This window comes from Cyclobacteriaceae bacterium, assembly GCA_030584025.1.
GTDB lineage: Bacteria > Bacteroidota > Bacteroidia > Cytophagales > Cyclobacteriaceae > UBA2336.
In genome coordinates this window covers 3,793,069-3,813,365 of sequence record CP129487.1, presented here as the reverse complement: position 1 = coordinate 3,813,365, position 20,297 = coordinate 3,793,069, and the positions used below count along the sequence as shown (strand labels likewise).

The 20,297-nt window shown below is 44.7% G+C and carries 21 protein-coding genes; 7 read left to right on the top strand and 14 right to left on the bottom strand.

The features are described 5' to 3' along the window. Positions 1–112 precede the first annotated feature (112 nt). The 6 genes from QY309_17290 to QY309_17265 form a co-directional block, all read right to left on the bottom strand. Positions 113–613 carry a DinB family protein gene (locus QY309_17290; protein WKZ59601.1) on the bottom strand — a complete coding sequence of 167 codons (501 nt, stop codon included), beginning with the start codon at positions 611–613 and terminating at the stop codon, positions 113–115. A gap of 397 nt (positions 614–1,010) precedes the next feature. Further along, entirely contained in the window at positions 1,011–1,436 is a 426-nt protein-coding gene (locus QY309_17285; protein ID WKZ59600.1) for a DUF1801 domain-containing protein, read from the bottom strand. Between the two features lie 485 nt (positions 1,437–1,921). Then, entirely contained in the window at positions 1,922–2,161 is a 240-nt protein-coding gene (locus QY309_17280; GenBank protein ID WKZ59599.1) for a hypothetical protein, read from the bottom strand. Positions 2,162–2,271: 110 nt separating this feature from the next. Continuing rightward, positions 2,272–3,492 (bottom strand): 4-hydroxy-3-methylbut-2-enyl diphosphate reductase, encoded by a 1,221-nt coding sequence (locus tag QY309_17275; protein ID WKZ61719.1) that lies wholly within the window; start codon positions 3,490–3,492, stop codon positions 2,272–2,274. Between the two features lie 235 nt (positions 3,493–3,727). After that, complete coding sequence (locus tag QY309_17270; protein WKZ59598.1) at positions 3,728–3,901, bottom strand: hypothetical protein; 174 nt, start codon at positions 3,899–3,901, stop codon at positions 3,728–3,730. An 18-nt stretch (positions 3,902–3,919) separates the two neighbouring features. After that, on the bottom strand, positions 3,920–5,407 hold the full coding sequence (locus tag QY309_17265; protein WKZ59597.1) for a Do family serine endopeptidase: 1,488 nt from the start codon (positions 5,405–5,407) through the stop codon (positions 3,920–3,922). A gap of 230 nt (positions 5,408–5,637) precedes the next feature. Here QY309_17265 and QY309_17260 point away from each other — a divergent pair, with 230 nt between their 5' ends. Beyond that, on the top strand, positions 5,638–6,096 hold the full coding sequence (locus QY309_17260; protein WKZ59596.1) for a DUF6265 family protein: 459 nt from the start codon (positions 5,638–5,640) through the stop codon (positions 6,094–6,096). Further along, a complete protein-coding gene (locus QY309_17255) occupies positions 6,093–7,277 on the top strand; it encodes a class I SAM-dependent rRNA methyltransferase (GenBank protein WKZ59595.1) in 1,185 nt (394 codons plus the stop codon). Before QY309_17260 ends, QY309_17255 begins: the two co-directional genes overlap by 4 nt. A gap of 382 nt (positions 7,278–7,659) precedes the next feature. On the opposite strand, the gene QY309_17250 is transcribed toward QY309_17255, so the two are convergent. Next, complete coding sequence (locus tag QY309_17250; protein WKZ59594.1) at positions 7,660–7,866, bottom strand: type II toxin-antitoxin system VapB family antitoxin; 207 nt, start codon at positions 7,864–7,866, stop codon at positions 7,660–7,662. Between the two features lie 85 nt (positions 7,867–7,951). Between QY309_17250 and QY309_17245 the strand changes: the two genes are divergently transcribed. Continuing rightward, entirely contained in the window at positions 7,952–8,329 is a 378-nt protein-coding gene (locus QY309_17245) for a hypothetical protein (GenBank protein WKZ59593.1), read from the top strand. 112 nt (positions 8,330–8,441) lie between these two features. Here QY309_17245 and QY309_17240 read toward each other — a convergent pair whose 3' ends face one another. Continuing rightward, on the bottom strand, positions 8,442–9,743 hold the full coding sequence (locus QY309_17240) for an amidohydrolase (GenBank protein ID WKZ59592.1): 1,302 nt from the start codon (positions 9,741–9,743) through the stop codon (positions 8,442–8,444). Positions 9,744–9,804: 61 nt separating this feature from the next. Here QY309_17240 and QY309_17235 point away from each other — a divergent pair, with 61 nt between their 5' ends. From QY309_17235 to QY309_17225, 3 genes are all read left to right on the top strand, one after another. Continuing rightward, positions 9,805–10,128 (top strand): Rieske (2Fe-2S) protein, encoded by a 324-nt coding sequence (locus tag QY309_17235; GenBank protein ID WKZ59591.1) that lies wholly within the window; start codon positions 9,805–9,807, stop codon positions 10,126–10,128. Between the two features lie 42 nt (positions 10,129–10,170). Next, positions 10,171–11,145, top strand: a complete 975-nt coding sequence (locus QY309_17230; GenBank protein ID WKZ59590.1) for a hypothetical protein — start codon at positions 10,171–10,173, stop codon at positions 11,143–11,145. 119 nt (positions 11,146–11,264) lie between these two features. Then, entirely contained in the window at positions 11,265–11,651 is a 387-nt protein-coding gene (locus QY309_17225; GenBank protein ID WKZ59589.1) for a hypothetical protein, read from the top strand. Here the strand turns inward: QY309_17225 and QY309_17220 are convergent. Then, complete coding sequence (locus tag QY309_17220; GenBank protein ID WKZ59588.1) at positions 11,644–11,973, bottom strand: hypothetical protein; 330 nt, start codon at positions 11,971–11,973, stop codon at positions 11,644–11,646. The two genes, QY309_17225 and QY309_17220, sit on opposite strands and share 8 nt — an antisense overlap. Positions 11,974–12,226: 253 nt before the next feature. Between QY309_17220 and QY309_17215 the strand changes: the two genes are divergently transcribed. Continuing rightward, on the top strand, positions 12,227–13,888 hold the full coding sequence (locus tag QY309_17215) for a carboxypeptidase-like regulatory domain-containing protein (protein ID WKZ59587.1): 1,662 nt from the start codon (positions 12,227–12,229) through the stop codon (positions 13,886–13,888). Positions 13,889–13,950: 62 nt separating this feature from the next. Here the strand turns inward: QY309_17215 and QY309_17210 are convergent, their stop codons facing one another. The 5 genes from QY309_17210 to QY309_17190 all read right to left on the bottom strand — a co-directional run bounded on the left by QY309_17210 (position 13,951) and on the right by QY309_17190 (position 20,291). Further along, on the bottom strand, positions 13,951–15,753 hold the full coding sequence (locus tag QY309_17210) for an acyl-CoA dehydrogenase family protein (protein WKZ59586.1): 1,803 nt from the start codon (positions 15,751–15,753) through the stop codon (positions 13,951–13,953). A gap of 30 nt (positions 15,754–15,783) precedes the next feature. Next, positions 15,784–16,149, bottom strand: a complete 366-nt coding sequence (locus QY309_17205; GenBank protein ID WKZ59585.1) for a four helix bundle protein — start codon at positions 16,147–16,149, stop codon at positions 15,784–15,786. 31 nt (positions 16,150–16,180) lie between these two features. Continuing rightward, the gene (locus QY309_17200) at positions 16,181–17,356 is read right to left on the bottom strand and encodes an acetyl-CoA C-acyltransferase (GenBank protein ID WKZ59584.1); all 1,176 of its coding nucleotides are present in this window, start codon (positions 17,354–17,356) and stop codon (positions 16,181–16,183) included. A 78-nt stretch (positions 17,357–17,434) separates the two neighbouring features. Continuing rightward, the gene (locus tag QY309_17195; protein WKZ59583.1) at positions 17,435–17,848 is read right to left on the bottom strand and encodes a four helix bundle protein; all 414 of its coding nucleotides are present in this window, start codon (positions 17,846–17,848) and stop codon (positions 17,435–17,437) included. A gap of 43 nt (positions 17,849–17,891) precedes the next feature. Next, on the bottom strand, positions 17,892–20,291 hold the full coding sequence (locus QY309_17190) for a 3-hydroxyacyl-CoA dehydrogenase/enoyl-CoA hydratase family protein (GenBank protein ID WKZ59582.1): 2,400 nt from the start codon (positions 20,289–20,291) through the stop codon (positions 17,892–17,894). Between the last annotated feature and the right edge of the window lie 6 nt (positions 20,292–20,297).

Sequence of the window (20,297 nt, the reverse complement as noted above, 5' to 3'; positions counted from 1 at the left end):
GTCCATTGTGGTTTGACTCGTGCTCGCACACATGAAACCATTTGCAATAATTGTTGGTGGGGCCCCAAAACCAGTTTTCGTCAACCGACAAAAGCCAAGTGTCGTCACGTTTTTAGAATTCACTAATAGTATGCTCCCGTACTTCCTGCAGTGTGCTTAAATAAAAATCGAGGGTGTTGCCTTTTATGATTTTTCTGCCTTCATCGCCCAGGCTCATGGCCACGGAAAATCGCTTTTTGTCTTGCTCGCTCCAGTCGCCCCACTTCTTGCCTTCAAAGGTATGTACCTGGTAAAACCGTTCTGTTGCCGCCAGGTGCAACAGCATGGCGCCAATGGAGTTTGATTCTTCGTCATGCACGTAATCCAGTTGCTCAACCGTCATGTCCTTTACCGGGTATAACATTACGGTTCGCATCCACGTCATCATCGACAGCATGGTGCCAACATGTGGTGAAAATCCTTCTCTTGGGCCAATTACATTTTCACGGTCTTCGGCTGGCCATTCGGCTGCGGTGCTGGTGTGCGGAATGAACGAAAGGCCAAGGGTTCCGGTGGTGAGCATCGCAGTGGATTTAATAAAATCCCTGCGGAGAATTGGGTTTGAGGTTTTCACATAGGAATTGAGTTGGTTTTTTCCGGCTTTAATTGACGCCTTATCTCAACTTCCCGGCCTGCCTTCGCGCACGTTGAGGCATATACACCATGAACTTACAAAAATATTTTATTACTCCCCCTCAGCGTCACCTGCCAAACTTTGGATAACCCACAAGTATTGCAGTTGTACGTAAGCACCAGCTCTGATTGGCTATATTTTGCTCCTCCCTCAGTTGCTGAAATGCATCTTTGTTTTGTTTTAGCCTCACCCCATCTTTCTTCATCGGGTTTCTAAAACCTGAATGGCCCCTCTCCTGTGGAGAGGGGCGGCACAACGCTTGCTAATAGCAAGCCGTTAGTTGGGGTGAGGCTAAAACTAAGGCTATTTTGTGGTGTATGTGAGATGTGGATTACCCTTAGCTGGTGCGCTCAAGCCCAAAACGAATCGCTTCTTCGAGTACATTCATGTTAATGTCTTTCAGTGCTTTTAACTTAATGCAATAACTGGTTACGGTTGCCTTACCTAACTTTTTTCCATAGGTCTTAACCAAATAGTTCTTATCGTCAATGCCCATAATGTAGACCGTAATTCCGGTTGTGTTTGCACTGATACCAATTTGATAAAACTCTCTGGTCTTGCCATCAGCATATTTCAGGTGTTGAAATCCGTATCCAATACTGGGGTTGGAAACCGTTTTACCTGACTCATCCTTGCCATCCAGAAACCATAGTTTACAGGCTGGCTTAATCTGCAATATCAGGTTGTGCAACGCCTGCATGTCAATTCGCTTTTGCGCAGGAAGGCTTTGTAAATACGTGTTTATTTGCTCCTTGATATTCATACGGCAATTTATTTACCGTATAAATTTCGTTCACTTCAATGAGGTTGTTACGGTGCAGTTACGACAATCATAGTGGTGAAATGCGAACGGGTTTTACAGGTGTGTTACCAATCATTGAAGCACATAGGCACATAGCTTATCTAACTTTTCTGTATGGACTATGTGTTTTTTCAGGGTTTGCTCAGCGTCATTCAAACGCCTGTCCTAATATCGCTTTCGCTTGGGGCCTGACCTTGTGTCAAAAAAATTCAACAAAATTATTTCCCTATCTGTCACTCGATAAAAAAGCCTGTTGTGCTTTGTCAACAAAAAGCCACGTATCATTTTTTCCTGATGCTCAAGCGTGCCTAATTCAGGTTGATCAGCAATCAGATCAATAATGTCATACGTTTTCCTAACAAAATTACGGGTGACGTTATGTCCCCATTCTCCCTCTAAATAATCAATGATTTTATTGAACTTGCTGTTAGCCCGTTTTGTCCAAACTACTTTCCTAGCCATTTATCATGCTGTGCTTTGACTTCTTCGTGGGTCAACAGATTTTTTGGATCAAGGCTCTCTTCGTAAGAAAGAAGGAGCTCGTCTTTTTCTTCGGAACTGAGAGCGTCCCAAAGTTTTCCCGTTTGATTGCTATTCAATCGCTTAATTAACTCGAAATAACCTTTTAATACTTCTTCGCTCTCAATTTTATCAATCAACTCGTGAAAGGCTTCCTTTGTCTTCATTTCTCAAATCTTTATATGTGTCAATTTAGTCAAATTTGCAGCGTTTAGAAAATGCACTTTGTACCTGCAGCAAACAAAATTGACTATGTTGGGATTTTGAAGGTTAAACTTTACAAAAACTCCCCCATCACCTCCTCCACCGAACGGCTGCCGGGGAAGAAGGAAACCGTTTTCAGCAATACGCGGTCAACGAGTGTATCGGGGCAGGAAGCTCCGCTGGTGAGTACAATTTTTACTTGCCCTTTGGCAGGAATGAAATTACGGGTGATTTCCTTTCGCTTCTCGTGGTAAATGAAGTGATGAATTTCTTCCGGTGATTTTATTTCGTTTTCGGAGTTGATGAAGTAGGTGGCGAATTTTCGTTCGCACAACTCAACAATGTGCGAAGTATTGGAGCTGTTGTACCCGCCTACCACCAGGGCAAGATCGGCATCGGTTTCGAGCAACTCGTAGGTGGAATCCTGGTTGTCGTTGGTGGCGTAGCATAACGTATCGCGTGTATCGGCTACGTGTTGCTTCAGGTTTTCTTCGCCATATTTTTCAATCATCAGCAAACGAAAATATTCGGCAATGGCTTGGGTCTCAGAAGCGAGCATGGTGGTTTGGTTAACCACACCTACGCGCTGTAAATCGCTTTCCACATTAAAGCCCTCCGAAAATTTTCCAGCAAACTCTTCGTAAAAATCTTCTTTCGGTTTGGCACCGGTAATGTAGGCGCCTAATCGTTTCGCCTCCTCCATGTCGCGTACAATTATCGATGCGCCTGTGCTGGCGCTGTGCGAAAACGTGGCGCGCGTTTCTTCATGTTTCGGTTTGCCGTGAATGATGATGGTGAAATTATCACGCCCCAGTTTTTCAGCCCGGTTCCACACCTTTTCAACAAACGGGCAGGTGGTGTTGTATTTCTGTACATCAACACCTTTGTCGAGCAGTAAGTGTTCAATCTCCAGCGTAGTGCCAAAAGCCGGAACGATTACCACATCGTCTTTGCCGATGTTCTCCCACGGAATAAACTGCGTGCCATCTGTATCCATAATAAACTGAATGCCGCGGCTTTGTAAATCCTGGTTTACTTCCTGGTTGTGGATCATCTGGCTGAGCAGGTAAACATTCTTGCCTGCGTTCTCCTCCAGTGCTTTATAACTTTTTTCAATGGCGTTTTCCACACCATAGCAAAAACCAAAATGGCGGGCAATGTAAAATCCTACGGGCCCGAAATCGATGCACACGGGAGCAAAGTCTTGCTTGCGCGGATCTTTTGCTCTGCGGGCTTCCTTTATTTTACCGGTAATAGACGACCGGTAGTAGGCGGGTATGTCAAACTTTTTGATGGCGGTTAGTTTTAGTAAGTGGACTTACGCAAAGATCTAAGAACTGTTGTCAGCCTGAGCTTGTCGAAGGCTATTTCAGGAAGAAAAACCGGTTTCGACAGGCTCAACCTGACAGGTACACTTTAGTTTGCGTAAGTCCGGTTAGTCATGCTAATAACCGCAAAGGTATCAATTAGTTTTATCGGATTCATGTTTACGGGCACAGGTTTATGCTGCGCCCGCAACATAAATCAGCTTATGCAGCTCTTGATAATTTGTCTTCTCGTACCTGCTTCTTCCTCACTTCCTTCGATTCCAGATCGAACGTCATCACTTCCACCACATTGTTTTTCAGGTAGCGCAACACCTCCATCACTTTTCCGTCAATTTTGCTTCGCACACGCTCACCTTTTCTAAACAGTTTTCTCATGTACACTTGGGTTTAGTTCTACATCCTGAACGCATAGTTGAACTCGCGCGGAAAGTCATCGTACGTTCCGGTAAGAATCACAAGTTCACCTGCTTTCTTTTTCTTTATTTCTTCGTTAAACTCTTTAACAGATTTCACGGGCACATCGTTTACTTTGGTTACGATAAATCCTTCGCGGATGTCGGTGCTCCGTGCCAGCTTACCGTTACCTAATTTTTTGATGCGCACTCCGTTTTTAAGATCCAGTTGTTTCAGTTGTTTGGCATCTACTTCTTCCACATCCAGGCCAAGTGCTGCAATGCCGCTGCGCTCTTCCAGCTTCACCACATCTACATTGCCATCGCGGTTTTTCAGTACTACCGGGTAAGTAATTTCTTTTCCCTGACGGTTTACTGTAATCATCACTTTATCGCCCGGCCGATGACGGCCAATGGTTTCGATCAACGCTGAACTTGAGCGAATAGGTGTGTCGTCAATTTTTACCACCACATCATTTTCTTTTATACCTGCAGCTTTGGCCGCGCTCCTGCCATCTTCAGCAAAGCCTGTAATCAAGGCGCCTTCATTTACTTCCAGGTCTAACTGTTTAACCATCTCGCTATTCACACTGCCTACCATTACACCCAACCAACCTCGTTGCACCACACCGAACTTTATCAGGTCTTCTACAATTTTGCTTACGATGTTGGAAGGCACAGCAAACCCGTAACCGGAGTAGGCACCTGTAGGACTGGCAATAGCCGTGTTGATACCGAGCAAGCCACCATTCATGTTCACCAATGCACCACCACTGTTACCGGGGTTGATCGCAGCATCGGTTTGAATGAATGATTCAATCGCGGTGTTTCCCTGCGCCTGCAGTTCTTCCACACTGCGGTTATTATTAATGATGTTGATGTTTCTTCCTTTCGCGCTGATGATACCCGCTGTAACCGTTGATGTTAAGTTAAACGGATTACCAACAGCAAGCACCCACTCGCCTACACGTGCATGATCAGAATCTACAAAGGCAAGAAAAGGCAAATCGGTTTGATTGATTTTAATAAGGGCAAGATCTGTATCCGGATCGGTTCCGATTACTTCTGCTTTGAAAGTACGGTTATCGTTTAAGGTTACATCAACCATATCGGCACCTTGCACCACATGGTTGTTGGTAACGATGTATCCGTTTGCGTTGACAATTACCCCTGAGCCTGAACTCTGGCTCGGGCCGTAGTTACGCGGTATGCCAAAAAATTCGCGGAACGGATCAGCAGAATTATCCTGGCGTGTTATGCGCTGCGTGGAACGGATGTGCACCACAGCCGGTGTTACCTTCTCGGCCACATCGGCAAAACTGGTGGGCACCTCTGATGAGGCTCCGTTGAGATAATTGACTTTCGAAATCGGGGATTCTGAAACGTATTGAATTTTTACCCCTTCATCTTTTTTGAAGTATTCGTAGCCACCGAGGGTAAGTAAGCTTCCCAGAATGGCGGCAAAAAACAGTGTTGCAAATCGCTTCATAGTGTATCTCCTTTAGTTTTGTTCATAGGCAAGCAAAAACCCGGCAAAAAGGCCAAATCAGCACAAAATGCGCTGTTTTTAAGAAATTTTGTCAGCTTTTGATTGTCAAAATGTGCCTGAATCCTGTTCAACGCCTTCTTGTTCTCCGGATATACTATCTACGCATTTCCCGGCAATTTGGTTTGCCTGGGGCTGTTTAAGTCGAGTAATATAGAGCATCTTTGCATGTTATGCAATCACTCCGGCTTGTTGCACTGCTCATTATAAGCTTCCCCGCATTCGCGCAATCGCCCGATCACCCGTTTGCCTGGCTGGAGGGAACCTGGAAACGCCCCGACAAACCAGTGTTTGAAGTCTGGAAAAAGGGCGAAGGAAAAATTTTGCTACAAGGCTTTGCTTTTAGAATTTCACCGGCTGGCGATACGTTAGTAACTGAAGAGATTCAATTCATTCGCGAAGGCGATGCCTATGTTTACATTCCCGATGTGGCTGGTCCGCAAGGGCCGATCCGTTTCAAGCTAACCGCGTTTGATGAAACCGGTTTTGTGGCCGAAAATCCGGAGCATGATTTTCCCAAGATGATTGCTTACAAATACCAACCTCAAACACAACGCCTGATGGCCACCATCTCCGGTGACGGAAAATCCATTCCGTTTCCATTTGAACGCGTCAACCCTCATCAAAAATGATTAGCGGAAAAGTAGTTTTAAAAAAAGGAAGGGAGCAATCTGTGTTGCGCAAGCATCCGTGGATTTTTTCAGGAGGCATTCATCAGCTTGATCCAGGCGTACAGGAAGGTGATTGGGTTGAAGTGTGCGATCATAAAGGATCAACACTTTGCTTTGGTCATTATCAGCAAGGCAGCATTGCCATTCGCATTTTGTTGTTTGGTGCTGATAAGCCAACGGAAAATTTCTGGACAGAAAAAATCAGCAAGGCTTTACAGTTAAGAAAAAGCGTAGGCTTACCTGCTGCACACACCAATGCTTTCCGTTTGATTCACGGAGAAGGTGACGGACTACCGGGGCTGATCATTGATGTGTACGATCGGGTTGCGGTGGTGCAGGCCCACTCATCAGGCATGCACAAAGACAGTGAGCGTATTGCTGAAGCCTTAAAAACTGTTTTGGGTGATAACCTTACTGCCATTTATTATAAGAGTCGTGCTACGTTGCCCGATAAAGTGAGAGCCACACAACAAGATGGTTTTTTATTTGGTGAGATTTCCGGTCAGCAAATTGTTCTTGAACACAATCATAAATTTCTTGTCGATTTTGTGGAAGGACAAAAAACCGGCTTCTTCCTCGACCAGCGTGAAAACCGAAAACTGTTGGGTGAGTTTGCCAACGGAAAAAATGTGTTGAATACCTTTTGCTACACCGGTGGGTTTTCAGTGTACGCATTAAAGGCCGGAGCCAACCTGGTGCATTCCGTTGATGCTTCCGAAAAAGCAATTGACCTCACCCGAAAAAATATTGAACTCAACGGTTTCGATGCAGAACAACACGCCTGTGTCGCTACTGACACATTTGAATTTCTGAAGGGAAAAGAAAATCAATACGACTTAATTATTCTTGATCCACCTGCTTTTGCCAAGCACCGCGATGCGCGCCACCAGGCGGTGAAAGGTTACCAACGCCTGAATGCCGAAGCCATGAAAGTGATTAAAAGCGGTGGCATCATTTTTACGTTCTCCTGCTCACAAGTAGTCGACAAACAATTATTTTACGATACCGTTGCTTCAGCTGCCATTCAAGCCAACCGTGAAGTGAAGGTGTTGCATCTGCTCTCACAGCCTGCCGATCACCCAGTTTCCATGAGCCACCCGGAAGGTGAATATTTGAAGGGGTTAGTGCTTTATGTGGTGTAGAGTTTGAGTGTGGAGTGTTTGGCTATTTTCTCAAAGTCCGTGTCATTATGGACAAGCTTAATATTAAAATGAATGGCGTAAAACGAGATCAAGCAATCATTTGGCTTATTAATAGTAACTCCTCTTTTTCGTATAGATCTATAGAGTTGTGCTGCACCCTCAGCAGCAAAAAATCCATCTAGGTATAAGAAATCAATCGACATCAACAAATCTTTAATCTCAGCAAACCGATATTCATCGCGGACACCTTGCAGAATCTCCTGATATATTGGCGGACAAATTATAACAGGTTTGTCATTTGCTATGTTGCTTTGCAATAGCTCTACATTATTTGTAGACCTACCGTTTAAAAAATCAATCCATATTGATGTGTCGAACAACATCAAAACCTTCCCCTACGCATTTGGTCAAGATCTCCTTCCCACTTAACCTTTCCACGCAAAGCCGCTAATTTCTTCCGTTTAAGAATTCTAAGTCGCTCATGTAATGCATTTTCAATTACCTCTCGCTTTGTCTTTTCTTCGCTTAACTTCATGATCTCCGCTATCAGATCATCGTCAAGCACAACATTTGTTCGAGTTTTTTTCATACACACAAATATACCAAAATTATACACACAACAGAAACTCCAACCAAAATTCCTCCACCTGTGTCTAATGCGTAAACAGAAATCTATGAAACGTTTAAGTCTGACGATTATACTCCTGAGCGCATTAATAGCAACAGCCTTTCAATGCGGCACCGACCCGATGCCTGAAGGTTGTACGGTACCGGCTGTCGTTCGCGACCTTACTTCATTGGATGGTTGCGGATTTGTGTTTGAACTGAATGACGGTACCCGGTTGATTCCTGTTTGGGATATGGGTTGGTGCGGTACCCCTCCGCTGCCCAAAGAAGTAACGGAAGATCCGCTGTACAATTTTGATTACGTGGATGGCAAGATGGTAATGATCGGCTATGAAGAACGAAACGATTTCGCCACAGGATGCATGGCCGGAAAAACAGTGAAGATAACGTGTGTTCAGGAGGCAGTTTTTACCCCCACGAATTAACCTAGCGAGACCTTTGCGTCTCCGCGACTTGGCGGTTTACCCTTTACCGCTGAGGCGCAAAGAGTGCTTCACAAATAGCACTTTACATTTCGTGCCGTTCTACTTTTTTTAATTATTTCGCGTACATATAATCCACCGTCACGTTCAGCATTGCCTTCAGTCCGGTGAGCATGGCGCGCTCATCAATCATGAAATCGGGTGTGTGGTGTGCCGGGGCTTTAGCCGGATCCTGACCAGGTGGTAAGCCGCCAATAAAAAAGAAAAATCCGGGAATTTTTTTCTGATAGAAAGCAAAGTCTTCCGCACCGGTTACGGCATTGATGCGCACGACTTTGTCTGCGCCCGCTGCCTTTTGCAAACTGCCCACCATTTTTTCCGTAAGGGCCGGATCGTTGTAGGTAATTGGTGTCATTTTAGTAATGTTCACTTCTGCCGTTGCACCTGCGCTCTCCGCAATTTTAGTAGCAGTCAAGCGTATCCTTTCATGAATGTTATCCTGCATGCCCACATCCAATGTGCGGATGGTGCCGGCCATAAAAGCTTCTTCCGGAATAATGTTTTCGCGAATACCTGCCTGAATTCTTCCAATGGTAATCACGGCTGCTTCTTTGGTAAGTTCGGTTTGTCTGCTTACAATGGTTTGCAATCCGGTAATAATCTGTGCCGAAACCACAATCGGGTCAACACTCTTCCACGGGTAGGCTCCATGCGCTTGTACACCTTTTACTTTTATAGAGAACCAATCGGAAGCCGCCATTGTGCCTGCAGGCCTGTAAGTAATCATGCCCAACGGAGTAGCCGAGTTGATGTGCAAACCAAAAATCACATCGGGTTTCGGATTTTCCAGCACGCCTTCTTTCACCATCAAATCCGCGCCTCCTTCTTCACCGGCAGGCGCGCCTTCTTCCGCTGGTTGAAATATAAACTTGATGGTACCTTTCAATTCACTCTTGTTCTTCGATAATATTTCTGCCACCGCCATGAGTATGGCCACGTGCGTATCATGTCCGCAAGCATGCATCACACCGGTTTCCTGTCCATTAAAAACGGCTTTCTCTTTCGAGGCAAACGGCAAACTATTGCGCTCTGTAACCGGCAATGCATCCATATCCGCCCGAAGGGCAATTACGGGCCCGGGCTTACCTGTACGTAACAACCCTACCACGCCTGTATGCGCCACACCGGTTTGTACCTCAAGGCCAAGTGCTTTTAAATGCTCCGCAACTTTCTGTGCGGTTTTTGTTTCACGGTTTGAAAGTTCTGGATACTGATGAAAATGCCTGCGCCACTCAATTACTTTCTGCTCAAGGGAAGCAGCTTGTTGATCAACTTTAGTTTGGAGTTTGGCAGGTGTTTGTGCCTGAAGCGCACAGGTGATCACAAGCAACACAGCAATCGGTACATATTTCATCATGGTCATGTTTTTGATTTGAATCAAGATAGAAAAAAGGTGATCTTCGCCAAAGCTGATTTGTATGCAGTGGATTAAAATTTTCAACAGCATGGAAGAAGCTCAATCGCGTCTTCAACCCGATAAACCACAATTGGTGTTGATTGGTGAAAAAAGAATATGCCTGGTGAAGCGACAAAATCAGTTTTTTGCTGTGCAAGACAGGTGTACACACAATGGCGAGTCGTTGAGTAAAGGCCTGGTGAACTATCTCGGTGAGGTGATTTGCCCGTGGCACAACTACCGCTTTTCGCTTGAAACCGGACGCGAGTGTGCCAGCCGCTCAGCCGATCTTGTTACCTATCCGGTTAAAGCCGAGCCGGATGGATTGTTTATTGGAGTATTTTGAAATGTGTACTAGACCACGCATCTTTTCGTTTAGTTTACAACCATGAAACTCATTCTTCCCATACTGCTCATTTCCTTTACACTATCCGCCCAGGTTGAAATTCCTGCTCCGTTGACTCAGTTGCGCACCGGGGGGCCACTTCCGGAAAAAATAATGAGTGGCCGTTCCGTTGTTCTCTATAGTCCGTTGCTTACCAAAAAAGAAATCGATGATTTACATGCTGGTCTGGTTCGCAGTGGCATTGATGCCGTAGTGTACTTTGAGATCGATCGTGTTTTTGCCGGGCCAGATGTGGAAGATGCATTCAATAAATATTTTTCTACACGCGAAATAGAATGCCTGGTGATCTGCGATAAGCAAGAAAACAAGTACTCCGTAACCATTACGCCTTTCAACGCTAAAGCAGGTTTTGTTGAACCCGGACAAAGTGCGTGGAGCACTTCTGATGCCTACCTGAAAGAAGTGTTAAGGCAACTGTACAGTCAGGCGCTAAATACATACAAGAAGGAAAACCTGTTGATCAGCGAAGTGCCTGAATTAAACCTGAACGTAAACATATTCACCGCAAGGCGAACCGAAGCCTTTGCCACCGATTTGAAAGTTGATGGGTTAGCTGTTCAGAAATTTGGTGATGATCGTGATGCAGAGCTGGAAGAAATCATGAAGTCGTATCCATTCAAATATAAATTGGTTGATGCCGATATTCCTGAACCGGAGTTACGCAAACAGGGTCTGTTTTACATCCTTCGGTTTGTTCACTCACGCGGACCAACAGCCAAAGCGCTTTTGGGCTACGAAGTTCGCGAGGGAGAAACCGCCCTGGTTTCGGTTACCTATGATAATGGTGTTGAGCGTGTAAAAACTATACCGGCAGAAACACCGGTGTATAAATTTTACTTTCGTCAGATTGAGTTTAACAACGTATTTCTAGGCACCAAATGGGATGCTGATGTAAGCTGGCAAAAGGGACTGCAAAATTTTATTATGGGATTTAAGCGTGAATTGCGCATAGAATGATCCGGATCATAAAATACAGTTTTGGCCTTTATATAACTTAGAACTCACTTTTTTCGTTGAATAAACAAGTGGTTGTTGGCTGGCATGAAGCTTGCCTATAGTAACAAAACAGTTGGTTTATGAAGAAGTTGGCAACATTTCTGGTTTTGGTTTGCAGCACTGCTTTTGCGTGGGGATACTCTTCCAGCATCGCTATTCAAACGGCTAAAGCTTCTTCCATGCAGGTTTATATCAACGGAAAACTTTTCAACAAGCAACCTGAAAAGTTTGTGCGCATTAAAAGCAATCCTGGAAAATTTAAAGTAGAAGTAAAAGTACTCAACCCATACGACAAAGTGTGGTACATGGTACGCAGGGAAATACAGGTTGAAAAAGGTTTTGAGTTTTACTACAAAGTGGAGTTTGCTGAAGGCAAGCGCCCCGTGCTAAAAGCCATTCGCAGGTACCCGGTGTACAGTCACTATTTTTTAAATCCTGCGTTATACAACCGGCATCCTTCTACTTAGCCGGCTGATTGCGTGACCGCATAATCAAAACCGCCACCAAAATAATCAGCAACAGGGTGATCGGTCTTGGAAACGAAACATATGGAGAGTAAAAATCGCAGTCGAATATTCCGCCAAAAATCCAGCTGAAAAATTCTCCGATCACACCGAAGATGGCGCCCAATATTCCGCCAATCGCTCCAAAAATTCCGGCAATAAGGCCAACAGCCGCACCGAATAAACCCATGACCAGTCCAAATATGCCTCCGGCCAGGCCGATCCATATCGGAAAAGTCAGTATCAATAAAATAACAATGAGTACGGTGGAGGTAGATTTGGCCATTGTTGTTGCAATTTTTGAGTATTCGCCTGCCAAAATCCTTCCACTTTTAAAAAATGCGCTTTGCGTTCAATTTTAAGGGAAAACCAGATTTTTGGATGCGGCTTTCGTTCGCATCTGAACACCAGTTGTGTACGTTTTTGTGGGACTTGCCCCGCTGATTTTAATCATTAACCAGTGGTACTTTGAACGATTTTTAATCGGTTAACATTTGCCATATTGCAATTGGCCTTGAAAGCCAGAACCTAAACTAGTTTTGAGAAGAAGTAAATTTTATTGGTTCCTGCTGATTTTGATGTTCAGCTTACCTGCATTTTCGCAGCAGGTTGTAGAGGGCCGTGTGGTGGATAAACAAACCGGTGAGCCGGTACCTTTTGCATCTATCGGTATTGTGGGTACATCAAAGGGAACCAGTTCTAACCTGAACGGACAGTTTTCAATATCTGTTGCCGAGACCTTTTCCATAAAAATTTCTTGTGTTGGCTATGAGTCGCAATTGATCAACTCAATTGAAGCCCTGAAGTTGATTGAACTTAAACCCACCATTGTTCAGTTGCGCGAAATCATTGTAACCAAACGCAAGCCCGTTGATCCGGCAAAGATTGTTCGTAAAGCGCTGGCCAACGTGAAGCACAATTACGACAACACACCACACCTTCAAAAATTTTTCTATCGGCATTATTGTAAAGATGATGATGCCTATGGCCGGTTGATTGAAGCTTTTGTAGATGTGTGGAAGCCTTACGGCTACAAGGGCACGCAAACCACAGCGGGTGAGCGGGAAGAAATACGCGTAACACAACTGCGCAGAAGTCTGGACAAAACTGTTGCCGCACAAGGGCACGAACCTATCGGGATTGGAAATATTCTTCATGCCGATATTGTTGGCTACCAACATCGCCAGAAAAAAGAACAAATTGATTTTTATAACACGGTCAGTAATCTCAAAGCCGATTTTAATTATTATACCTTTTCTTACGATGCGATTACCGTTCACGATGGGCAGGAGGTTTACCTGATTGGATACATCAGCAAAGAAGATTCCGTGCTGACAACATCGGGCTATCGCAAGCAGCCGCATGCTACCGGCACGTTATACATCACAACGGATACACATGCCATAGTTAAAACTGAACAAACAAAAACCTACGGAACACACACCATTGAAACCGCAGCGTTTTACCGGAAGTACGAAGACAAATATTATCCGTATCACTTCATTCAAGAAGGCGAAAGTCATTTTGTGGATGGCGGTTCACACCTGTACCATGTTGAGTTGGTAGCAACTGAGATTCTACACGATCCGCAGCAAAGTTTTGTTGGAAAATTGCCGGGCAAAGAAGAGTTGCTTAAAATTCCATACGACTCCGCTTTTTGGAAGAACGCTACGATACTAAAAACCACCCCGCTTGAAGATGAAATTATCCGCGACCTGGGTGGTGGCACTTCATTGAATGCCCAATTTGTACGGTATCAGAAATACGAGTGGAGCACCTCCGATGGAGGAAATGACAGTGAGGAAAAATTTAACTGGTTTCGTGATTTTAATCAGGGAAAACAACCGCTGTACCTCGTGTTCTGGAATAGCACGTGTAATCTTACGTGCCTTCAGCAACTGGAAGAGGCCAAGCGATTTCAACGTGCCTTTCGAAATAACCTAACAGTGGTTATGCTTTCGCTCGATGATGATCCGGTAATGTGGAATCAATTCGTTAACCGGTATAACTTGTTTGCTGATGGAATCATCAACTACAGGATTGGCAGTAAATCAGACCTGGCCAAGGAATTCAGAATAAGGAAAGCGCCTTCGTTTATTTTGTTGGATAAAAACAGTGAAGCCATTAACCCAACCGGTAAGGAAGCAACTGAGCCTTTACGCGAAAGTGATTTAAAAGCGCTGATTCACACGGTACAATAAAAAAAAGAGGCTGTCTCAAAAGAAAATACTTTTGTAACAACCTCCTCCGGTTCTATTCTTTATTAAAAAGGATACGCTCCTTTTTCAATCACATGGTTCGCCACCTTTCTTCTTGCCTCTTTCAGGTTATAGGCTTCTATCTTGGTAAAGCGCTTCAATCCCATCAGCATTAAGCGTTGCTCATCGCCTTCAGCAAACGAGGCAATAGCTTCACGGCCTGCTGAGGCCGCCTTGTTCACAGCATGGTGCAGGTAAATCATAGCCATCTCTTTTTGAAGTTCGCAGGCTTGTTCACCACGCTGACTGATCAGTTTCTCCACACGTAACAATGTTGACTCAGCTACATATCCTTCAATCAGCATGTCGGCCAGGTTCATGAGTATTTCCTGCTCGTCCGAAAGTTTCATCATGAACTTTTGTACCGCTGCACCTGCTACCATCAGACCGGCTTTCTTCAAATTGGCCAGCACTTTTTTCTCTTTTACAAAAACGCCTTCCTCTTCGCTTGCTCCGAAATCCGGAATAGACATTAATTCCTTCTGCACCGCCATAGCAGGATTCATCAGGTCGAGCGTACCTTTCATCGCGCGTTTCAAAATCATATCGATGGTAAGCAAACGGTTGATTTCGTTGGTGCCTTCAAATATCCGGTTAATGCGGGCATCGCGGTACGCGCGATCCATCGGGCCTTCAGCCGAAAAGCCCATGCCTCCATAAATCTGAACACCTTCATCCACGGTAAAGTCAAGTACTTCCGATCCGTGCACTTTCAGAATCGCACATTCAATGGCGAACTCCTCCAGCGATTTCAACCTGGCCTTACCTGGCTCCATACCACCTGCGATAAACGCGTGATAGGCATCTTCAATATTTTGCGAAGCCCGATAGTGTGCCGACTCAGATGCAAACACCTTCGTACACATTTCGGCAATTTTGTGTTTGATCGCCCCAAAGTTTGCGATAGATGTTCCGAACTGCTTACGCTCTTTCGAATAATTTACTGCAGTTGAAATGCACATCTTGCTTCCACCCACTGCGGCAACACCCAATTTAATCCTTCCGATGTTCAGAATATTAACGGCAATCTTAAAACCGTTTTCACGCTCACTCAACAAGTTTTCAACCGGTACTTTACAATCGTTAAAGAAAATCTGGCGGGTTGATGAGCCCTTGATACCCATCTTCTTCTCCTCCTCGTTCATGGTGATGCCACCAAAGGCTTTCTCCACAATAAACGCACTCAGGTTTTTATCATTATCAATTTTGGCGAACACCACATACACATCGGCAAAACCACCGTTGGTGATCCACATTTTTTGTCCGTTGATGATGTAATGTTTTCCATCTGCACTTAGCGTGGCTTTTGTCTTTCCGGAGTTGGCATCAGAGCCTGAATCAGGTTCTGTTAAGCAGTATGCTGCCTTAAATTCACCTGAAGCAAGTTTCGGAATATATTTTTTCTTTTGCTCTTCATTACCATAATAGAGAATTGGCAATGTACCGATACCGGTGTGTGCCGAGATGGCCACTGCAAACGAATGTCCTGCTCCCAACACTTCAGCGATCAGCATAGCCGTATTGAAGTCCATGCCGAAGCCGCCAAGTTCTTGTGGAACAGATGTCCCCAGCAATCCAAGCTCACCGGCTTTATCCAATAACGATGGCATCAATTCCGGATGCTTCATCGAATCAATTTCATCGAGGCGTGGATGAATTTCTTTCTTCAAAAAATCCTCACACTGCTGCTTGATCATCAATTGTTCTTCATTGAATTCTTCGGGGATGAAGATTTCATGCGCCTGCGTTTCACGAATCAGGAACTCTCCTCCTTTGATTGCGTTTTTGGTTTCTACTGCTGTACTCATTTTCTTTTCATTGACATAAGTATCAAGACGTTAGATATAAGACTCCTGGCGCAACGTCTTGATCAAGCCAAAAGTCATTTTTTGTATTTCAGAAAGTTTTAATACGAATTTTTCAAGCTGATCCTGACTAATCAACTCAACATCAAAAGACAGAATCAGGAGTGTCTCAAGCTCATAAGATGAGCCCAGGCTAATATTGAGAAATTGCGCAAAATCCTTATCCGTATTACGGCCTGATCCTTCCGCAATATTGGATGGAATTGAAACTGCACATCTTCGTAGCTGAGAAATTAATCCATATTTTTCGGATGAAGGAAAATAAGCAGTCAGCTCATAGACTTCCTTTACAAGTTGTCTTGATGATTGCCAAACTTTTAATTCCTTGAAATTGTGCATAGTCTTAGTACTAAAGTCTTGCGTCTTAAGTCTAATTAAGAAGCTCATAAATCCCCGCTACGCCTTGTCCTCCACCAACACACGCGGTAACCATACCGTACTTCTTATTTTGTCTGCGAAGCTCATTGAACAATTGCACGGATAAGCGCGCTCCGGATGATCCGAGCGGATGGCCTACAGCTATCGCGCCTCCGTTAACATTCAGCTTCTTACGATCAATGCCTAACTCTTTCACAACCGCCAACGCTTGTGCAGCAAAGGCTTCGTTGAGTTCAATCAAATCCACATCATCTAATTTCATGTTGGCCAACTTCAACGCTTTTGGTATAGCCGCTACCGGGCCAATACCCATAATGCGCGGATCAACACCAGCCACCGCATAGCTTACCATGCGTGCAATCGGTTTTACGTTTAATTGCTTTACCATGCGTTCACTCATCACCACCACAAAAGCAGCACCATCAGATGTTTGTGAAGAGTTACCCGCTGTTACGGTTCCGCCCATGGCAAACACGGGCTTTAATTTTGACAGCCCTTCTACGGTTGTATCTGCGCGGATACCTTCATCTGTCGCGACTGTGAACTCACGGGTTTTCTTTTTGCCGCTCTCATCAACGTAAACTTCTTTCACCGTAATCGGCACCACTTCGTCTTTAAACTTTCCATCCTTCCACGCGGCCGCAGCCTTCATGTGCGACTCATATGAAAACTGATCTTGCTCTTCACGTGAAATCCCAAATTGCTTTGAAACCTCCTCTGCCGTTAAGCCCATGCTGGTATAGTACGTGGGATTCTCGGTGGCAATCTTATAATTGAGTGCAGTCTTAATTCCCATTACCGGCACAAGCGACATGGACTCGGTTCCTCCGGCAATGATCACATCAGCCATGCCAGCCTGTATACGTTGACTTGCTATCGCAATCGTTTCAACTCCTGATCCGCAGTAACGATTCACTACCATGCCGGGTGTATCAATACCCAATGCGAGGAGTGAAATCATTCTTCCCATCTGCATGCCTTGTTCTGCTTCGGGTACCGCATTGCCCACAATCAAATCATCGATCATGCTATTCTCCAAACCAGGAACAGATTTAACCAGATGTTTGATTACATCTGCCGCCAAATCATCAGGCCTTACAAAACGAAAGCCTCCTTTTTTTGCTTTACCTACTCCGGTACGGTAACCTGCTACGATGTATGCGTCCATGTTGTTCAGTTTTTTAGTGTCTATTTTTTTAAAGTAGGCAGTAGGCAATTTGCAATAGGCAAAGTCCCTACCCCATACTCATTTTATATGAGCTTGTTTTTCTTCCTTCCTTAAATATTTTTCAGGATTCTCAACCATGTGATTAAGCATTCGACCAACCTCTTCAGATTTTGCCAATAAATCATGGTATTGATCATCGTGTATATATTTACAAGCTTGTGCAAAATCAAGCCAAGCCTGAGTTTCGCTGTTCTCCATGTCAGCGTCTGATGATTTGCTAACAAAATAGGCCTGATAATTTCTTTTACGATAAGCTTCAGCAATACATGAACAAACAGCGCGTGACGATCTTCTGATTTGATCCGTCAATGAATAGCGTTCTTCCTTTGGAAAAGTTTTTGAAACCTCAAAAATCTCCATGGCCAACTCAAATGCCTTCTTATAGACAGTTAAGTCTCTAAAGCTTTGATTTGAATTTTGCCTATTCACCATTTGATACTGTTCTTTTGCCTATTGCCTACTGTCAACTGCCTACTTAATTTCTTAAGGGCTTACCCCCAGTCAAAATACTCTGTATCCGCTCCAATGTCTTCCGCTCACCGCACAACGAAACAAATGCTTCGCGCTCCAGGTCAAGCAAGTATTGCTCGCTTACTTCCTGAGGTGATGTTAAATCTCCACCGCACATAACGTTGGCGATCTTCATGGCAATTTTCATATCGTGCTCGGAGATGTAGCGGCCCATTTTCATACCGTTAACACCAGCGGCAAACAACGCCAGTCCGGCTCTTCCCTGCACACGAATATTTTTTGCCTGCACAGGCATGGTGTATCCTGCGTCAGCTAACTCTATCACAGCAGATTTGGCATCCAAAATTTGTCTGTCTTTATTTACCGTGATGCGATCGAGATCGCGGAGAACTCCATTTTCACGCGCCTCTTCTGCCGACAAGGCAACTTTTGCTGTAGCAATGTTCATGAAGGCGCTCTGCAACGCATTCATTTCGGCATCACCCTCCAGAAAGCGGTCGCTTACACGCTTGGTGTACTCTTTTGTTCCGCCTCCTCCGGGAATCAAACCCACCCCTACTTCTACCAACCCAATATAGGTTTCGGCCGCTGCTACCGCCACATCGGCATGCATGGTCATTTCACAACCCCCACCTAACGTGCGGCCCTGTGGGGCAACCACTACGGGCACCGAAGAATAGCGGAGGCGCATAACCGAATTCTGGAACATGCGCACCATAAAGTCGATTTCGTCATAATCCTGCTCGATGGCATACATGAAAACCAGCCCCAGATTGGCCCCAAGCGAGAAATCAGGGCCCTGGTGGCCCACAACCAGCCCCCGGTAGTCCTTTTCAGCCAAATCAATGGCCTTATTTAAGCCTTCAATTACCGCGCTGCCCAGCGTATAGCTTTTGCTACTCCAGGAGAAGTTAATCACCCCATCACCCAGGTCGGTGACTTTGCTTTCGGCATTTTTCCATACCACTTTGTCACTAAGGTTTTCAAGGATGATAAAGCCTTCTTTACCGGATATGGATTTGTATGATTTGGAAGGGATGTCGTAATACTTACGCTGACCTCCTTCAACTTTATAAAACGATTTGTTACCAGCCGCGAGCATGTCGTACACCCATTGCGCAGGTTTGTAGTTCATGCCTTCCATAGCCTGAACGGTTTTCTCTACACCAAGTGCATCCCATGTATCGAACGGACCGAGTTCCCAACCGAAGCCTGCACACACGGCATCATCAATGCGAAACAATTCATCGCTGATTTCTGGAATTCGGTTCGATGCATATTGAAACAATCCGTAAAAACAATCGCGATAAAATTCACCGGCCTTGTCTTTACCGGCTAACAATACTTTGAAACGATCACGCAAGTTGTCGATCGTCTTCGTTGTTTCAAGTGTGGCGAATTTTGCTTTTGCTTTCGGCTTATACTCGAGTGTTTTTAAATCGAGTGTAAGAATTTCAGTTTGTCCTTTTTCGTTTTTCGATTTCTTATAAAAGCCCTGACCGGTTTTATCTCCAAGCCATTTGTTCTCGTCAAGCTTGTTAACTACATCAGGCAGTTTAAAAATTTCTCTTGCTTCATCGTTGGGCAAACCTGCATATAAATTGTTGGCTACTTTCACGAGGGTATCCAAACCAACTACATCGGAAGTGCGGAAAGTTGCCGACTTCGGGCGACCAATTACAGGGCCTGTCAGCTTATCAATTTCATCCACATTCAGGTCGTATTTCTGCATGGAGTCAATCACCTTGAGCAGGCCCCAAACACCTACCCGGTTTCCGATGAAAGCAGGGGTGTCTTTACATAGTACAGATACTTTACCCAGGTACAGATCTCCATAATGCAATAAGAATTTGGTTATCTCCGGATCGGTATCCGCAGTTGGGATTACTTCGAACAAACGCAGGTAACGGGGCGGATTGAAGAAGTGTGTGCCCGCAAAATGCTTCTTGAAATCAGCACTTCGGCCCTCCGCCATCAGGTGAATGGGAATGCCCGAAGTATTGGAAGTAATCAGCGTTCCGGGGGTTCTGTATTGCTCTACTTGTTCGTAAACTTTCTTCTTGATTTCCAGATTTTCCACCACCACTTCAATGGTCCAGTCGTAGTTTTTGATCTTCGAAAAATCATCATCAAAGTTGCCGAGTGAGATGCGCGAAATAAATTTCTTGCTGTACAGCGGGCCTGGTGATGACTTCACACACTTATCAAAAGAGGATTGTACAATTCTGTTCTTTACATTCTTGTGATCAAGTGAAAGTCCTTTCGCTTTTTCTTCTTCAGTAAGTTCTTTTGGTGCGATGTCGAGCAGCAACACTTCGCAACCAATGTTTGCAAAATGACAGGCGATGGATGAACCCATTACACCAGAACCAAGCACGGCAACTTTGCGGATAGATCGTTTCATAGTTTA

Excerpts from the sequence above, each read along its gene's own strand:
- QY309_17285 (WKZ59600.1), bottom strand. The coding sequence starts at position 1,436 with ATGAATATCAAGGAGCAAATAAACACGTATTTACAAAGCCTTCCTGCG.
- QY309_17280 (WKZ59599.1), bottom strand. The coding sequence starts at position 2,161 with ATGAAGACAAAGGAAGCCTTTCACGAGTTGATTGATAAAATTGAGAGC.
- QY309_17270 (WKZ59598.1), bottom strand. The coding sequence starts at position 3,901 with ATGAGAAAACTGTTTAGAAAAGGTGAGCGTGTGCGAAGCAAAATTGAC.
- QY309_17265 (WKZ59597.1), bottom strand. The coding sequence starts at position 5,407 with ATGAAGCGATTTGCAACACTGTTTTTTGCCGCCATTCTGGGAAGCTTA.
- QY309_17260 (WKZ59596.1), top strand. The coding sequence starts at position 5,638 with ATGCAATCACTCCGGCTTGTTGCACTGCTCATTATAAGCTTCCCCGCA.
- QY309_17255 (WKZ59595.1), top strand. The coding sequence starts at position 6,093 with ATGATTAGCGGAAAAGTAGTTTTAAAAAAAGGAAGGGAGCAATCTGTG.
- QY309_17250 (WKZ59594.1), bottom strand. The coding sequence starts at position 7,866 with ATGAAAAAAACTCGAACAAATGTTGTGCTTGACGATGATCTGATAGCG.
- QY309_17245 (WKZ59593.1), top strand. The coding sequence starts at position 7,952 with ATGAAACGTTTAAGTCTGACGATTATACTCCTGAGCGCATTAATAGCA.
- QY309_17240 (WKZ59592.1), bottom strand. The coding sequence starts at position 9,743 with ATGATGAAATATGTACCGATTGCTGTGTTGCTTGTGATCACCTGTGCG.
- QY309_17235 (WKZ59591.1), top strand. The coding sequence starts at position 9,805 with ATGCAGTGGATTAAAATTTTCAACAGCATGGAAGAAGCTCAATCGCGT.
- QY309_17230 (WKZ59590.1), top strand. The coding sequence starts at position 10,171 with ATGAAACTCATTCTTCCCATACTGCTCATTTCCTTTACACTATCCGCC.
- QY309_17225 (WKZ59589.1), top strand. The coding sequence starts at position 11,265 with ATGAAGAAGTTGGCAACATTTCTGGTTTTGGTTTGCAGCACTGCTTTT.
- QY309_17220 (WKZ59588.1), bottom strand. The coding sequence starts at position 11,973 with ATGGCCAAATCTACCTCCACCGTACTCATTGTTATTTTATTGATACTG.
- QY309_17210 (WKZ59586.1), bottom strand. The coding sequence starts at position 15,753 with ATGAGTACAGCAGTAGAAACCAAAAACGCAATCAAAGGAGGAGAGTTC.
- QY309_17205 (WKZ59585.1), bottom strand. The coding sequence starts at position 16,149 with ATGCACAATTTCAAGGAATTAAAAGTTTGGCAATCATCAAGACAACTT.
- QY309_17200 (WKZ59584.1), bottom strand. The coding sequence starts at position 17,356 with ATGGACGCATACATCGTAGCAGGTTACCGTACCGGAGTAGGTAAAGCA.
- QY309_17195 (WKZ59583.1), bottom strand. The coding sequence starts at position 17,848 with ATGGTGAATAGGCAAAATTCAAATCAAAGCTTTAGAGACTTAACTGTC.
- QY309_17190 (WKZ59582.1), bottom strand. The coding sequence starts at position 20,291 with ATGAAACGATCTATCCGCAAAGTTGCCGTGCTTGGTTCTGGTGTAATG.